Source organism: Microbacterium sp. NPDC055455 (assembly GCF_053619935.1).
This window is the reverse complement of record NZ_JBSHLB010000003.1, coordinates 373,537-389,693: the sequence shown is the minus strand read 5'-3', so window position 1 is coordinate 389,693 and position 16,157 is coordinate 373,537. Positions and strand designations below refer to the sequence as shown.

Below are 16,157 nucleotides of genomic sequence, written 5' to 3'. Positions count from 1 at the left end.
AGTGGCACAACCTCTCGTGGCGGGGTGGCCCGGTGACCGGAGTGCCGTGGGCTTACTGCCCAGTGGGACGCCCTTTGTCGGCGGTGACCGGGCGTGCATAGCATGCGGCAGTCGGCACCCCACGCCCATGGACGGAGTTGTCATGGCTGCTTCAGCACCCAAATCCCTGTCGCCGGAACAGGAGCAGGAACTCGACGAGGTCTTCGCCCGCGCGCGTGCGGCTCTCGCCGTCATCGAGACCTATGACCAGGCGCGCGTCGACCGCCTGATCCAGGCCGTCGCGTGGGCGGTGGCCAACCGCTCCACCTTTCACCGGCTCGTCGGGATGGGCATCGAGGAGTCGGGACTCGGCGATTTCGACAGCCGGATGAACAAGCGCATGAAGATCCGCGGCGTGCTCCGCGACGCGCTGCGCAGCCCCTCGGTCGGCGTGATCGAGGAGGACGCCGAGAAGGGCCTCGTCAAGTACGGCAAGCCGGTCGGCATCATCGGCTGCATCGTGCCGACCACGAATCCCGACCTGACCCCGGCGGGCAACGCGATCTACGCGATCAAGGCGCGCGACGTCGTCGTGTTCTCGCCGCACCCCCGTTCGAAGCACACGACGTTCGAGACCGTGCGGCTCATGCGGGAGGCCCTCGAGGCGGAGGGCGCCCCCGCCGACATCCTGCAGTGCATCACCCTGCCGAGCCTCGCCGCATCCCAGGAGATCATGGCGCGCTCCGACCTCGTGATCGCCACCGGTGGTCAGGGGCTCGTGCGCGCCGCGTACAGTTCCGGGACCCCGGCGTACGGGGTCGGCGCGGGAAACGCCACGGAGTTCGTCGACGAGACGGCCGACATCGGCGAGACCGCCCGCAACTGCATGATCTCCAAGACCTCGGACTTCGGCTCGGGGTGCTCGGCGGACGGCAACGTGCTGGTGCCGGCGTCGCGCTACCGCGAGATGCTCGAGGCCCTGCAGGCCGAAGGGGGGTATCTGGCGTCCACCGACGAGCGGTCGGCGCTGCAGCGCGTGATGTGGGACGACGAAGGGCATCGGCTGCCCGACACGGTGGCCATCTCGCCCCAGGCGCTCGCGAAGGCGGCGGGCTTCGAGATCCCCGCGGAGTCGCGGTTCATCCTCGTCGAGGGCGACGGCATCGCCGAGGATCGGCAGTTCTGCAAGGAGAAGCTCACGACGCTGATGGCGGTGCACCCGTACGACGGCACCTTCGAGGACGGCGTCGAGGTCGCCAAGCGGCTGTACGACATCGGCGGCAAGGGGCACTCGTGCGGCATCGCGTCGACCGACGACGCGCACATCGACTACTTCGCGCAGCACATGCCGGTCTCGCGGATCATGGTGCGACAGCCCAACTCGAAGGCGAACGCGGGGGCCTTCACGAACGGGATGCCGATGACCTCGTCGATGGGCTGCGGCACCTGGGGCGGGAACATCACCTCCGAGAACGTCTCGCTGCGGCACTACCTGAACACGACATGGGTCTCGCGCGCCATCGCCGAGGACCGCCCCTCGGACGAGGAGCTGTTCGGCGACTTCTACGACGCCGCGCTCGAGTCGGCAGCGGCGGCGGCGACGGCGGTGACCCGGTGACGGCCGCGGCGGCCGCGGCACGTGCGAGACCAGCGACGGCCGCGACGGAGAGGGCGCAGCGATGAGCGGCGAGTCGGCCGAAGACCTCGTCGCGCAGGCGCGACAGTGGTGGAGCACCGACATCATCGACGTCCAGCCCGGTGAGATCGCCCTGCGCGGCTACCCGATCCAGGAGCTCCTGGGACGGGTCGGCTTCGTCGAGACGATCTGGCTCATGCTGCGGGGCGAGCTGCCGTCCCCCGCGGAGGCGGCCCTCTTCGAGGCCGCCCTCGTCGCCTCCGTCGACCACGGCCCGCAAGCGCCGTCGATCGCGATCGCCCGCATGGCCACCACGTGCGGCGTGCCGGTCAACGCCGCGATGGCCTCGGCGATCAACGTGCTCGGCGACGTGCACGGCGGTCCGGGCCAGCAGTGCATGGAGGTGTACCTCGCGATCGACGAGGAGCTGCAGCGGACGGGTGATGTCGAGCAGGCCACGCGGCTCGTGCTGCAGCGGCAGCGCGAGGCCGGCGTGACCTACGTCCCCGGCTTCGGCCACCGCTTCCATCCGCTCGACCCGCGCACGCCGCGTTTGCTGTCCCTCGTCGACGCCGCGGCGGCCGACGGGGTCATCGACGGGCGCTTCGCCGCCATCGGCCGTTCCGTGGAGGACGCCATCAGCGCCGGCCGGCCCCGGCGCATCCCCATGAACGTCGACGGCGTGACAGCCGTCATCTACTGCGAGCTGAGATTCACTCCCGAGCTCGGGCGCGGGGTGTTCATCCTGGCGCGCTCGGTGGGGATCCTGGCGCACGCCGCCGAGCAGATGACGCAGGGCGGGCGGATCAAGGGACCGCTGCCCAAGTCGATCGGCTACACGTACACGGGACCGGCTCACAGGTCCGTCCCGCTCGACCTCGATGAGAGAGGAACATCCCGATGAAGGACCTGGTGTCCAACCAGATCGTCCGCTACCTGGAGGCCCGCGACGTCGCGCACGTCTTCGGGCTCTGCGGCCACACCAACATCGCCCTGCTGGCGGCGCTGGAGAAGAGCGAGAGCATCTCGTTCGTGAATGTGCGCCACGAGCAGATCGCCTCGCACGCCGCGGACGGGTACGCCCGGGTGACCAAGCGGGCCGGTGTCGTGCTGACGCACCTCGGGCCGGGACTGACCAACGCGGCGACCGGCGTCGCCAACGCCGCGCTGGACTCGATCCCGCTGGTCGTGATCGCGGGGGACGTGCCGACGCACTACTTCGGCAAGCATCCCCACCAGGAGATCAACCTCCACGCCGATGCCGCCCAGTACGAGATCTACCGCCCGTTCGTCAAGCGCGCCTGGCGTGTGGACCAGCCCCACCTCGTCGCCGAGGTGCTCGACAAGGCCTTCACCCTCGCCGAGAGCGGGCGCCCGGGGCCGGTCCTCGTCGATGTGCCGATGGACGTCTTCTCCGCGGAGGTCGACGTCGCCCTGTTCGACAGGGTGATGGGAAACACCCGCTCGCTCGCGCGGCCGTCCCTGGACGAGAGGGTCGCCGAGCAGATCGTCCGGAATCTGCTGGATGCCTCGCACCCGGTGCTCTACGTCGGCGGCGGCGTCGTGGCCGCCGACGCTGCGGCCGAACTCGCCGAGTTCGCCGAACTGCTCTCACTGCCAGTCGCGCACAGCCTGATGGGCAAGGGCGCCGTGCCGGACGACAACCCGCTCGTGCTCGGCATGACGGGCTTCTGGGGCACCGCGTTCACCAACGAGGCGACGCGCACGGCCGACTGGATCCTCGCCCTGGGCACCCGGTTCGCGGAGGCCGACTCGAGCTCGTGGTACGCGGAGTACACGTTCGACATCCCCGGGACCAAGCTCATGCAGGTCGACATCGACCCGGCCGAGCTCGGCCGCAACTACCCTCTCGAGGTCGGCGCGCTCGCCGACCTGAAAGCCGCGCTCACCGTGCTGATCCGGGTCGCGCGCCGAATGGCGCCGGACGGAGTCGACCGTGGCGAGCTCCGCGCGCAGATCGCCGCGAACCGGGCGACCGTGAAGCTGCAGAACGCGGACGCCCAGGTCTCCGACGCGTGGCCGATGCGGCCCGAGCGGATCCTCGCCGAGACCCGGGAGGTGCTCCCTGCTGACGCGATCATCACGACGGATGTCGGGTGGAACAAGAACGGCGTCGGCCAGCAGTTCGACATCCTGACGCCCGGCACGTTCCTCACCCCCGGCGGATTCGCGACGATGGGCTTCGGTGCGCCGGCTGCCGTCGGTGCGAAGATCGCCCACCCCGACCGCGTGGTCGTATCGCTCGTGGGCGACGGCGGGTTCGGACAGAACCCGGCGGTCCTGGCCACGGCGCGCGAGGAGAACGTGCCCGTGGTGTGGGTCGTGATGAACAACAACGCGTTCGGCACGATCGCCGGGCTGGAGAAGGCCGCGTTCGACACCACGTACGGCACGGTGTTCGGAAGCGCGGACGACCCGATGTACACCGACTTCGCCGCGATCGCGGAGGCGTACGGCGTCACCGGCATCAAGGTCGACGCCGCAGCGGAGTTCAAGCCCGCGCTCGAACGTGCGGTCGCGCTCGGGCGCCCGGTCGTCATCGACGTGTCGATGGTGAACGTCCCGACTCCGACGACGGGGCACTGGAACATCCTCGACATCTACTCGCCCGACCGGGCGATCGAGCACGTCGCGACCCACTGACCCGTCGCCCCCGCGGGCGCACAGAATGCGAGGCGGACCCCGAGATGGAGACGGCGCAGGGTGTGCTGGACGTCTCGATCTCGAGCGTGTGCCTGTCGGGCACGCTCGAGGACAAGCTTCGCGCCGCCGCCGCGGCCGGGTTCTCGGGCGTGGAGATGCTCGAGTACGACCTCATCATGTCGCCGTGGTCTCCCGGGCGTCTCGCCCGGGAGGCCGCCGGCCTCGGCCTGTCGATCGACGTCTACCAGCCTTTCCACGTCGAGACCGTGTCGCCGGACCTCTTCGGCGGCGCCCTGCGCCGTGCCGAGCGCAAGTTCGACCTGTTGTCCGACCTCGGTGCGCGCGTCCTCGTGTGCTGCTCGTCGCGGACCGAGAACGGTGTCGACGACGACGGCCTGACGGCGGCGCAGCTGCACGCCCTGGCCGAGCGGGCCGCGCGCAGCGGCATCCGGCTCGCGTACGAGGCCGTGCCCTGGGGGCGCGTGCGCACACACGCGGAGGCGTGGCGTCTGATCGAGCAGATCGATCACCCGGCTCTCGGCCTCTGCCTCGACAGCTTCCACGTGCTGTCGGCCGAGAACGATGCGAGCGCCGTCTCGCGGGTGGCCGCCGAGAAGATCTTCCACGTGCAGCTCGCCGACGCCCCGCGTGTGGACATGGACGTGCGGGAGTGGAGCCTTCACTACCGGATGTTCCCAGGCCAGGGTGCGCTCGACGTCGCCGGCTTCCTCGCACGCGTGCTCGCGACGGGCTACCGCGGCCCCATCGCGCTCGAGGTCTTCAACGACGTCTATCAGCAGGAGGATCCCCGGCACGCCGCCGTCGACGCCATGCGCTCGCTGCGCGCGCTCGCCGAGACCGTGACGGCGCGCGGATCCGGCGATGCGCCGGCGCCGCTGAGCGGCGAGCAGCTCCCGCCGGCGCCGCGGCTCGAGGGCTTCGCGTTCGCCGAGCTGGCGGTCGACGAGGTCTCGGGGCCGCTCCTCTCGCGGGCCCTCGCCCGTCTCGGCTTCGCCCACGTCGGGCAGCATCGCTCCGAGCCGGTGCAGCTGTGGCAGCAGGGCGACGCCCGCGTGCTCCTCAACTCGGCCCCGGAGCGATCTATCGATCCCGCGACCTCGGCGATCTGCGCGCTGGGCGTGCAGACCGCCGACGCCTCGGCATCGATGCGGCGCGCCCAGAGCCTGCTGGCTCCGAAGCTCGCCCGCCGGCGGACACCGGGCGAGACCGACCTCGCCGCCGTGGCGACGCCGGACGGCACCGCCCTGTTCTTCTGCGACGCCGACGGACGCCCCGGCTGGATGGACGACTTCGCCGCCACCGGCGCCGAGGCCGGCTCGTCGGCGCTGCTGACCCGGATCGACCATGTCGCGGTCACCGAGTCGATCGACGACTTCGACCAGTCCGCGCTCTTCTTCCACTCGGTGCTCGGCCTCGTCCCGCGCGAACCGACGGAGGTGACCGCGCCCTTCGGCCTGATCCGCACGTGGTCGGCCAGCGGCTCCGACGGCTGCGTGCGGATCGCGCTCAGCACCAACCCGCTGCGGCGCGGGGACTGGTCGCCGGGGGTGTCGAGCCCGCAGCTGGTGGCGTTCGCCACCGACGATGCCATCGCTTGTGCGCGAGCGCTCCGTGAGCGGGGAGCGCCCGTCCTCGAGATCCCCGCCAACTACTACGACGATCTCGAGGCGCGTGTCGCTCTCCCCGGCGACATCCTCGCCGCGCTCCGTGAGAACTCGATCCTCTACGACCGCGACGAGCGCGGAGAGTTCCTCCACTTCTTCACCGAGATGCTCGGCTCGCGGGTGTTCTTCGAAGTCGTGCAGCGGATCGACGGGTATGACGGCTTCGGCGACGCCCGCAGCGTCCCCCTGCGCATGGCCGCACACCGCCGGCAGCGCATGCGCACGCTAGCGAGCGACCCGGCCGAGGCACCCGTGGCGCACCGGCACGACTACTCGCTCGCTCATCTCACGGCGCTGAGCCTGTCTCCGCCGGAATTGGTGGATGCCGCGGCCGCAGGCGGCTACCGCTACGTCGGCCTGCGCATGACGCGGGTCACCCCGCAGGAGCCGCACTACCCGCTGGCGTACGACCCGGCGCTGATGCGCGCGACGAAGACGCACCTGGCCGCGACCGGCGTCGAGGTACTCGACATCGAGCTCGCGCGCATCACGTCCGGCGACAGTCCGCGCGACTACCTGCGGTTCCTCGAGGCCGGGGCCGAGCTCGGCGCCCGCCACGTCATCGCGCAGCTGCCGGACTCGGACTTCGCCCGCAAGACCGACCGGTTCGCGGAGCTGTGCGAGCTGGCCAGACCGCTGGGGCTGACGATCGACCTGGAGTTCCCGTCCTGGACCGAGACGCCCGACCTGAGCGAGGCCACGCGCGTGCTCCGCGCGGCGGATCAGCCCAATGCGGGACTTCTCGTCGACCTGCTGCACTTCGCCCGGTCGCGATCCAGCGTGGAGGAGCTGCGCGGGCTGCCGCGCGAATGGTTCCACTACGTGCACGTGTGCGATGCGCCGGGTGAGATCCCCGACGCGACGGCGGAGCTGATCCACACCGCGCGCTTCGAGCGGCTCTTCCCCGGCGAGGGCGGGATCGACATGCTGGGCATCCTCGCCGCCCTGCCGTCGGGTCTTCCGTTCGCGCTCGAGATCCCACGGGCCATGCTCGTGGCCCAGGTGGGCGGGAAGGAGCACGCCCGGCTCGCCATGGCCGCAGCCCGCCGCCACCTCGACACCGCGGACATCGCGTCACGGTGAGCAGCGCAGCCGGCGCCGGACGGGGATGGACCGCAGGCATCCGGTGCGCAAGAGTGGGCATCGTGTTCGCCTTCGCTGACGAGGCCGCCGACGTCGCCGGCATCCTCGACGACCTGGTGGTGGCCGGTGCCGATGCGGAGCTCCTGGCCCGTGTCCGCCGGCACCTGCCGCGCCTCCACGGACTTTTCGGGCGTCTCTACGGCGACCGCCCGGACGCGTTCGACAGGCTGCGGTCGGTGGTGGCGCTCGCCGCGGAGTCGTGGCATGCCCGGCCGGAGTCGCTCAAGCAGCTGGATCGAGAGCGGGAGAGGCATCCGGACTGGTTCCAGTCGCAGCGCATGCTGGGCGGCGTCTGCTACGTCGACCGGTACGCCGGCGGACTCGCCGGCATCCGCGACCGCATCCCGTACTTCCGTGAACTGGGCCTGACCTATCTGCACCTGATGCCGCTCTTCGAGAGTCCGGAGGGCAACAGCGACGGCGGCTATGCGGTCTCCAGCTACCGGCGGGTGAACCCCAGGCTCGGCACGATGGCCGAGCTGTCCGACCTCGCAGCCGAGCTGCGGCAGGCCGGCATCTCGCTCGTCGTCGACTTCATCTTCAACCACACCAGCAACGAGCACGAGTGGGCCCGCAAGGCGGTCGCGGGAGTGGCCGGCTACGAGGACTTCTACCTGATCTATCCCGACCGCACCATGCCGGACGCGTACGAGCGGACCACCCGCGAGATCTTCCCCGACGATCATCACGGCTCGTTCGTGCAGCTGCCGGACGGGCGCTGGATCTGGGCCACCTTCTACTCGTTCCAGTGGGACCTGAACTACGCGAATCCCGCCGTCTTCGAGGCGATGGCCGGGGAGATGCTGTTCCTCGCGAACCAGGGTGTGGAGGTGCTGCGCATGGACGCCGTCGCCTTCATCTGGAAGCGGCTCGGCACCGCGTGCGAGTCGCTGCCCGAGGCCCACCTGCTGCTGCAGGCGTTCAACGCCGTGCTGCGCATGGCCGCGCCGAGCCTGCTGTTCAAGTCCGAGGCCATCGTGCATCCCGACGAGGTGGCGGAGTACATCTCGCCCGACGAGTGTCAGCTCTCGTACAACCCGCTCCAGATGGCCCTCACCTGGGAGGCGCTCGCGACACGGGACGGGCGGATGCTGCAACAGGCGCTCGAACGTCGCCATGCGCTGCCCGAGGGCACGGCGTGGGTGAACTACGTGCGCAGTCACGACGACATCGGCTGGACGTTCGCCGACGAGGATGCCGCGGAACTCGGCATCTACGGCTACCCGCACCGCAGGTTCCTGAACGACTTCTACGTAGGACGGGTCGCCGGGTCGTTCGCCCGCGGCGTGCCGTTCCAGGAGAACCCGCGCTCCGGAGACGCGCGCGTCACCGGAACCACTGCTTCGCTGGCGGGGATCGAGGCGGGCGACGACGGCGGCGAGGACCGGGTGATCCTCGCCCACGCGCTCGCGCTCTCCACCGGCGGCATCCCGCTCCTGTACCTCGGCGACGAGGTGGCGCAGCTGAACGACTACTCCTACGAGAACGACCCCGCGCAAGCCGGGGACAGTCGGTGGGTGCATCGCCCGCATCGGCCCGAGCATGCCTACGCGCACAGAACCGACCCCACCACCGCCGCCGGCCGCGTCTTCTCGCGTCTGACGACGCTGATCGCGTCACGGCGCGACGCCCCCGAACTCGCCGGCAACGACCTCTGGCCGTTCGACGCTCACGACGACCACGTGGTCGGCTTCCTCCGCCCCGGCCCGAGCTCCGCGATCCTGGTGCTGGCCAACGTCGGCGATCACCCGGTGGAGGTCGCCGCGCTCACGCTGTCGGGGATGGAGCCTGACGCCGAGGACCTCGTGCTCGGACGACCGGTGTCATTGCGGGACGGGCTCGTGCTCGCCGCTCACCAGGTGGTCTGGCACCGCGTCCGGCTGCGCTGACGCGGAACCCCCGGGTGCATCCATCCGGGCGCTTCGGCCGGAATACTTCTTCGAGGCCGGCGCAGGCCTCGGGCCCGGACGGCTGGAGGGGATCGCGATGAGAGCACCCACGGAGGCATTCACCTACCGCTACACCCACTACGGCGACGCCGAGGTGCTCAAGCGCCACCGGTATCCGCTGCCTTCCCCGGGCCCCGGCGAGGTGCTCGTCGAGGTGATCTCCACGTCGATCAACCACATGGACGCGTTCCTGCGCAACGGCAAGGAGGACACGTGGCACGACGATCCGTGGCCGCGTGCGTCCGGATGCGACTTCGCGGGGATCGTCCGCGGAGCAGGTCCCGGGGTGACCGCGTTCCGCGCGGCGGCCGAGGTCGTCGGGCACACCCGCACGGGGGCGCACGGCAGCCACATCGTCGTTCCCGCCGCCCAGCTCGTGCGGAAACCCAGGAACCTCGAGTGGGAAGTGGCCGGGGGCCTCTTCCTCGCCGGGGCGACGGCGCTCGACACCCTCGACGATCTTCGGATCGACAGCTCCGACACCGTCGTGATCTCCGCCGCCGCAGGCGGTGTGGGCAGTATCCAGGCGCAGCTGGCGAAGCACCGTGGCGCTCGCGTCATCGGCACCTGCGGTGCGCGCAACTTCGACTATCTGCGCCAGCTCGGCATCACGCCCGTGAGCTACGACGACGGCATGGCCGAACGGATCCAGCGCGTCGCCGGGGGACCGGTCACGGCGTACATCGACAACTACGGCAAGGACGGCCGCGCGGTCGCCGACGCGCTCGGCGTGCCCGACGAGCGGTATCGCTCGAGCGCGGACAGGCGCGAGGTCGAGCTCCGCCTGCTGCGCGACGATCCGGAGTCGACGGCGCATGCGACCCAGGTGCTGCAGCGCGTCGTCGATCTCGCCGCGGCCGGGGCGTTCCGCCTGCTCGTGTCGGGGCTGTACCCGATCGACGACATCGTCGACGCCTTCGAGGACCTGGCGAAGCTCCACGCGAGGGGGAAGATCGTGCTGGCCACCCGTCCGGTGACGAGGGTCCGCTCCTTGCGCGCACGAGAGATCTTCGAGCGCATGCCCTGACCGGCGCATCCAGACGGGAACGGATGCCGCGGACTCGCGGCCGCGGCATCCGCACCGTCGTCGACGGTCCCACCCGTATCACCCCCGCCGGGGCGCACCCCGTAGGAGTCGGGCAGCAGAACTGCGGGCGAGGGCGCCCCCTGGCGGCTGTGGCAGGCCGGGGCTAACATGGCGGCCATCACCCCTGGGCGACTGCGCTCGAGGGAGGGGCTGATGAATGGCGAATCCACGCACGCGCGCTGGTGGCGCACAGGGCTGATCGTCGCGGGAGCCACCGCGCTCGCGATCGCGTTGCCGACGGCGGCGATGCCGCTCTACCTGGCGGCGTACCCCGATCTGGACGTCGACACGTTCGCCGAGGCTCTCATCCCCGCCGACATCGACGCAGGGTTCGGCGCGGCCGAGGTCACGCAGTTCGAGACGCTGCCGTTCCATGCGACCTTGATCTACGACGCACCGGTCGATGACCCCGAGCTCTTCACCATCCAGGTCGCGCAGAGCAACGCCGCCGCGCTCACGGCGGAGTCGCCCGACGCCTTCGCGATCACGCCCACCTCGCCGTCGGTGATGTTCCTCAACGCGGGGACGGCGCGACCCGAGGGCGGCTTCGCCCTCACCTGGACGTGGGACGTGACACCGCTGATCGCCGGCGAGCAGAAGCTGAACGTGCAGATCATCCCGCAGGCGTTCGTCAACGGCGTCCGGCAGGAGCTGAGCGACGTCAACGCCCCCGTCGCCGTCACGGTGCAGGTCCATCCGGCGCAGGTGGACTTCGAGGAGGTGGTGTCTTCGGTCGCTGCGATGGAGACGGACGTCCCGGACGACATGACGGTGGGACGGGAGCACGACGTCTCCGCGACGCTGTCGATGGCGGGCAACGGTGACACGGTGCGCGCGGACATCGGCCTGACGGCCGCGGAGGACTCCGTGAGGGTGACGATCCTGCCGGCGGAGGCAGTAGCGAGAGCGGCCGCCGGAACCGCCGACGACGATGTCGTGGAGCGCCACTGGACCGTGATCCCAGAGGAAGCGGGTCCGGTCTCCCTCGTCTTCACGGTTCACGTCGGCGGCACGGCGGGAAGTCAGGAGCTGAGTCGGGACGTGCCCCGCACCATCGCCGCGCGGGCCGAGGATCCGCCGGAGCCCGTGTGGGAGGTGATCCGTGGCCCGGTGACGGTGCTGGGCGCGATCATCGCAGTCATCACGGGTGCGATCGGGCTGTGGGCGATGCTGCGCAACCGCTCGAACAAGAAGGCTGCGGCCGACGAGCACGACGAGGGGGATGACGCGGTCGAAGACGACGCCGCTGACGTCCGGCCGGCGGGACGCGCGAGGGACGGTGAGTCATGACGGCCTGCCTCGTGCTGACGGCGATCGCGTGGGCCGTCGCGACGCGGGGCGCCACCGACCTCCGCGACCTGGCCGTGCTGCTCGCGCTGCTCGTCGCTGCCGTCGTCGTCGCGCGGGCCTGGCCCCGGCGGGACCCGGCACTGTGGACCGCGATCGGCGCGGTGATCGTGTGGCTGATCGCGAACGGACCGCTGCGCACGGGCTGGTCGCTGGAGAGCGTTCGAGTCCCGATCCTCGTCGTCCTCGTGACTCTCACGGTCATCGTCGTCGGCAGGATGCGCAGCTCGGAGCGCGAGATGCTCCTGGCCGGCCTGGTCGTCGTCGGATCGCTGCAGGCAGCGATCGCGCTCGTCTCGTGGGCGGTGCTCGCCGCCGGGTCCGCATCCGGCCCCGCCAGAGCCGAGGGGCTTCTCGGCTTCCCCAACGGATTGGGCATCCTGCTCGTGGCGACGTCGATCGTCGCCCTCCGCGAGATCGAGCGGCGGCGTGGCGGACGCCTCCTGCCGGCGGCCCTCCTGCTGCAGGTCGCGGCCATCCTCGCCACCGGCAGCCGGACCGCCATCCTGATCGGGGCCATCGTCGTTTGCGCGTGGCTGGCTCTCCGCACCGCGCGGTGGCGGGCGGGCGCGGGTCGGTCGGCCGTAGGCAGTGCCCGCGCCCGCCACGTCCTCGTCGTGTCCACCCTCGGGGTCGGGACGGCCGTCGTGCTCTGGCGCACGGCGGTGGAGCCGAATGAGGACCGCCCCCACCTCTGGCTCGAGGCGCTGCAGCGCATCGCCGCGGCTCCGATCACCGGCGAGGGTGCACCCGCCGCAGCGTTCCGGATCGCGTCGCCCGCTTCGCGAGTCACGACGTCCGCCCACAACGAGATCCTGCAGTGGACGCTGGAGTACGGTCTCGTCGGTCTCGGACTCGCCGTCGCCGTCATCGTCCTCGCGTTGCGCAGCAGCCGGCCGTGGCGACTCGGCGACCGCTGGCTGCAGGTGGCTGCGCTCGCCCTTCTCGCGTCCGGGCTGACCGGGTTCTCACCCCGCATCTCGGCGGTGGCTCTCGCCGCGGCGGTGTTCATCGGCCTGAGCGCGGCCCGCGCGGAGCAGGCCCCTGATCAGGCGCCCGTGAGCCAGACGGTGGTCTCGGGCGGAAGCTCGTCACCCTCGAAGTGACGGCTCGACAGCGACCGCGCGCCGTCGGCGGGAAGCGCATACGGCGTCTGCCCGAAGTTGGTCACCACGGTCCAGCCGTTGGGGCGGCGGAAGGCCAGGACGTCGTCACGGCCGGTCTCGATCCACTGCAGCGACTCCTCGGTCTGCAGCAGGCGGCGCAACGCGAGCGCCTGGCGGTACAGCGCGAGCGTCGAGGTGGGGTCGCCGTCCTGCGTCGAGACGGCGTACTCGGCGAACCACGCGGGCTGCGGCAGGTGCGCACCGCCCGAGCCGAAGCCGAACGACGAGCCCTCGGCGGACCACGGCAGCGGGACGCGGCATCCGTCACGCCCGATGTCCTCGCCGGGGCTGCGGAAGAACGTGGGATCCTGGCGCTCGGACTCGGGGATCGACGCGACCTCGTGCAGGCCCAGCTCCTCGCCCTGATAGACGTACGCCGAACCCGGCAGCCCCAGCACGAACAGCGACGCGGCGCGGGCGCGGCGCAGACCCCGCTCGCGGTCGAGCACCGGCGTCGTCCCACCCGACAGCAGCCACTCGTTGCCGTGCTTGCGCGTCGGACGACCCTTCTCGTCACGCTCGGCGTCCGGAAGGCCGTACCGCGTGGCGTGACGAACCACGTCGTGGTTCGACAGCACCCACGTCGTCGACGACCCCGACTTCGCGGCGAGAGCGAGGTTGTCGCCGACGATCCGACGGAACTGGGCGGCGTCGAAGTCGGCCTCGAGCAGGTCGAAGTTGAACGCCTGGCCCAGGCTCTCGGCGCGTGCGTACAGCGGGATGCGCGACGGCTCGACCCAGGCCTCGGCCACGGCGGTGCGCGGCGGGTCATACGAGTCGAACACCTCGCGCCACTCGGCGTACACCTCATGCACGTCGTCGCGGTCGATCATCGGGTGGTTGCCGTCACGGGGCATGGCGTCCAGCTCGGCCTGCGACGGGAGCGGGTCGACGAAATCCTTCGTGAGCATGTGGGCGACATCGATGCGGAAGCCGTCGACGCCGCGATCCGACCAGAAGCGCAACGTCTTCACGAAGTCGGCGCGCACCTCGGGGTTGGACCAGTCGAGGTCGGGCTGCTCCTTGGCGAAGTTGTGGAAGTACCACTGCCCGTCGGCCACGCGCTCCCACGCCGATCCGCCGAACACCGACACCCAGTCGGCGGGCGGCTCGGACCCGTCGGGGCCCGTGCCGTCGCGGAAGATGTACCGCGCCCGGGCGGCCGAGCCGCGCCCCGCCGCGAGAGCCTCCTGGAACCATGCATGCTGGTCGGAGGTGTGATTCGGGACGATGTCGACGACCACCTTGATGCCCGCCGCGTGCAGCGCCGCCAGCATCTCGTCGAAGTCGTCGAGCGTGCCCAGCCGCGGGTCGACGTCGCGGTAGTCGGCGACGTCGTAGCCGCCGTCCGCGAGCGCCGACGGGTAGAACGGGCTCAGCCAGACCGCGTCGACGCCGAGCTCCTTGAGGTACGGCACGCGCGAGGTGACGCCCTTGATGTCGCCGATGCCGTCGCCGTTCGCATCCGCGAAGCTTCGCGGATACACCTGGTAGACCACCGCCTGCCGCCACCAGGCCGGCAGCTCGAGGTCGTTGAGCTTGTTGGTCAGGGGTGCGGAGTGCACAGTCGTCACGGGGACGCGTTTCCTTTCGGGTGTTCTTTGTCGGGTGGGATGACGGGATGCCGCGGGCTCAGCCCTTCACGGCACCCTGGGTGACGCCCTCCACGACCCATCGCTGGGTGAAGAGGTAGACGATGATGGCCGGCGCCATCGCCATCAGGTACGAGGCGAACGAGACGTTGTAGTTGTTGCTGAACTGCGTCTGGAAGATGTTCTGCACCACCGGCAGCGTCTGCAGCGCCGGGTCGGAGATGATGAGCGACGGCATCATGAAGTCGTTCCACGAGGCCAGGAAGGCGAAGATGCCCACGGTGGCGCTCATGGGGGCGAGCAGCGGGAAGATCAGCCGCCAGAACGTCTGGTTGGTGCTGGCGCCGTCGATGCGCGCGCTCTCCTCCAGCTCGGCGGGGATCGAGCGCAGGAACGCCGTGAAGAGCAGGATGCTGAAGCTCAGCTGGAACATGATCTTCAGGATGATCACGCCGGCGGGATTGTCGAGCCCGGTGAGGCCCGTCAGCTGGATCTGCGGAAGCGCCACGACCGGGAACGGCAGGAACATCGCCGCGAGCAGGTAGTAGAACGAGTAGCGGAAGAGCTTCCGGTCCCAGTTGCGCGAGATGGCGAACGAGGCGAGCGCCGCGAGGATGATCGTGCCGCCCACCGTGAAGACGGTGATCAGCAGCGAGATGAGGAACGCGCGCGGGAAGTTCGTCAGCTCCCACGCCGTGACGAATCCCTCGATGCTCCACGGCGACGGCCACGTGAACGCGTTGCCGTCGACGGCTTGCGACTGCGTCTTGAACGCCATCATCACCGTCACGTACAGCGGGACGAGCACCGTGATGGCGCACAGGGCGAGCACGATGGTCCCCGGCCAGTTGACGCGCTCCATCGCGAAACGGGAGCGGGCCGGCTTCCGGGCTTCGTCGCCGGCGAGCACGCGCTCGGCGGTCATGTCCTCGACAGCGAGGGCGGGCTGCGTGGTCATCAGAACACGTTCCTTCCGCGAGTGAGACGGAGTTGGAGGAGGGCCAGGCTGAGCGCGATGAGGAAGAAGATCGTCGCGTTGGCCATCTGATAGGCGTAGTCGCCGCCGGAGAAGCCGGTGAAGATCGTCATCGCGATGCTGCGCGTCGCGGTGCCCGGGCCGCCGTTGGTGAGGCCGACGATGATGTCGTAGGCGTTGAGGAAGTCCTTGAAGCCGATGATCAGGTTGATCACGACGTAACCGGCGACGAGCGGCAGCGTGATGCGCGTCAGCTGCTGGAACTTGCCGGCGCCGTCGATGTCGGCCGCCTCGTACACGTCGCCGGGGATCGACAGGAGCCCGGCGATGTAGATGAGGAGCGTGCCGGGGATCGCCTGCCACGCGGTGACGATGACGATCGCGATCCAGGCCAGGTCGGGGTTGGCGAGGATGCTCTCGCTCAGCCACCCGATGCCCCACAGCTGGCCGAGCGTGGGCACGGAGTTGGAGAACAGGAAGTTGAAGACGTAGGCGATGATGATGCCCGAGATCACCATCGGGATCACGAAGATGGTCCGCAGCCCCGTCTTCAGCCGCACCCGCGACACCAGCCCGACCGCGAGGAGGAAGGCGAGGACGTTGACGACGACGACGGTCACGGCGGCGAAGCCGAACGTGAACAGGTAGCTCTGCAGGATCGCCGGGTCGGTGAAGACGGCGATGTAGTTGATGATGCCGACGAACTCCCAGTCCCCGAATCCGATCGAGTTGGTGAAGCTGAAGAAGATGCCGATGACCGCGGGGATCGTGATCGCCAGCGTGAACAGGATCAGCGCGGGCAGGAGGAAGAGGTAGTAGACCCCGTCCACCTTGCGGCGCGTGCGCGGCATCGTCGCCGCGCCGGAGCGCCGGTCCGTCTTCGGCGCCGTGACGGCGGCCGTGGTGGTTGCCATGAGTGCGTTCCTCTCGTGT

11 protein-coding genes are annotated in these 16,157 nt (G+C 70.2%); 8 read left to right on the top strand and 3 right to left on the bottom strand.

Going from position 1 to position 16,157, the window contains the following annotated elements; translation table 11 throughout:
• Positions 1-142: 142 nt before the first annotated feature.
• The 8 genes from ACWGUG_RS11585 to ACWGUG_RS11550 all read left to right on the top strand — a co-directional run bounded on the left by ACWGUG_RS11585 (position 143) and on the right by ACWGUG_RS11550 (position 12,596).
• Complete coding sequence (locus ACWGUG_RS11585) at positions 143-1,597, top strand: aldehyde dehydrogenase family protein (protein ID WP_336394644.1); 1,455 nt, start codon at positions 143-145, stop codon at positions 1,595-1,597.
• 61 nt (positions 1,598-1,658) lie between these two features.
• On the top strand, positions 1,659-2,519 hold the full coding sequence (locus tag ACWGUG_RS11580; protein WP_452324740.1) for a citryl-CoA lyase: 861 nt from the start codon (positions 1,659-1,661) through the stop codon (positions 2,517-2,519).
• On the top strand, positions 2,516-4,279 hold the full coding sequence (locus tag ACWGUG_RS11575; protein ID WP_336394646.1) for a thiamine pyrophosphate-binding protein: 1,764 nt from the start codon (positions 2,516-2,518) through the stop codon (positions 4,277-4,279). Before ACWGUG_RS11580 ends, ACWGUG_RS11575 begins: the two co-directional genes overlap by 4 nt.
• A 44-nt stretch (positions 4,280-4,323) precedes the next feature.
• Positions 4,324-7,047 (top strand): TIM barrel protein, encoded by a 2,724-nt coding sequence (locus ACWGUG_RS11570; RefSeq protein WP_452324739.1) that lies wholly within the window; start codon positions 4,324-4,326, stop codon positions 7,045-7,047.
• 101 nt (positions 7,048-7,148) lie between these two features.
• On the top strand, positions 7,149-8,996 hold the full coding sequence (locus tag ACWGUG_RS11565; RefSeq protein WP_452324780.1) for an alpha-amylase family protein: 1,848 nt from the start codon (positions 7,149-7,151) through the stop codon (positions 8,994-8,996).
• 97 nt (positions 8,997-9,093) lie between these two features.
• Positions 9,094-10,083, top strand: coding sequence for an NADP-dependent oxidoreductase (locus ACWGUG_RS11560; protein ID WP_378883812.1), 990 nt, complete (start codon positions 9,094-9,096; stop codon positions 10,081-10,083).
• A gap of 213 nt (positions 10,084-10,296) precedes the next feature.
• Positions 10,297-11,433: a hypothetical protein gene (locus tag ACWGUG_RS11555; protein ID WP_452324738.1), complete on the top strand. Its 1,137-nt coding sequence runs from the start codon at positions 10,297-10,299 to the stop codon at positions 11,431-11,433.
• The gene (locus ACWGUG_RS11550; protein WP_452324737.1) at positions 11,430-12,596 is read left to right on the top strand and encodes an O-antigen ligase family protein; all 1,167 of its coding nucleotides are present in this window, start codon (positions 11,430-11,432) and stop codon (positions 12,594-12,596) included. The genes ACWGUG_RS11555 and ACWGUG_RS11550 overlap by 4 nt, the downstream gene beginning before the upstream one ends.
• On the opposite strand, the gene ACWGUG_RS11545 is transcribed toward ACWGUG_RS11550, so the two are convergent.
• The 3 genes from ACWGUG_RS11545 to ACWGUG_RS11535 form a co-directional block, all read right to left on the bottom strand.
• Positions 12,539-14,230, bottom strand: coding sequence for a glycoside hydrolase family 13 protein (locus tag ACWGUG_RS11545; RefSeq protein WP_452324736.1), 1,692 nt, complete (start codon positions 14,228-14,230; stop codon positions 12,539-12,541). The genes ACWGUG_RS11550 and ACWGUG_RS11545 overlap by 58 nt on opposite strands.
• Before the next feature lie 58 nt (positions 14,231-14,288).
• Positions 14,289-15,110: a carbohydrate ABC transporter permease gene (locus tag ACWGUG_RS11540; RefSeq protein WP_336395051.1), complete on the bottom strand. Its 822-nt coding sequence runs from the start codon at positions 15,108-15,110 to the stop codon at positions 14,289-14,291.
• Between the two features lie 95 nt (positions 15,111-15,205).
• Positions 15,206-16,138: a carbohydrate ABC transporter permease gene (locus ACWGUG_RS11535; RefSeq protein ID WP_194396552.1), complete on the bottom strand. Its 933-nt coding sequence runs from the start codon at positions 16,136-16,138 to the stop codon at positions 15,206-15,208.
• Positions 16,139-16,157: the final 19 nt, after the last annotated feature.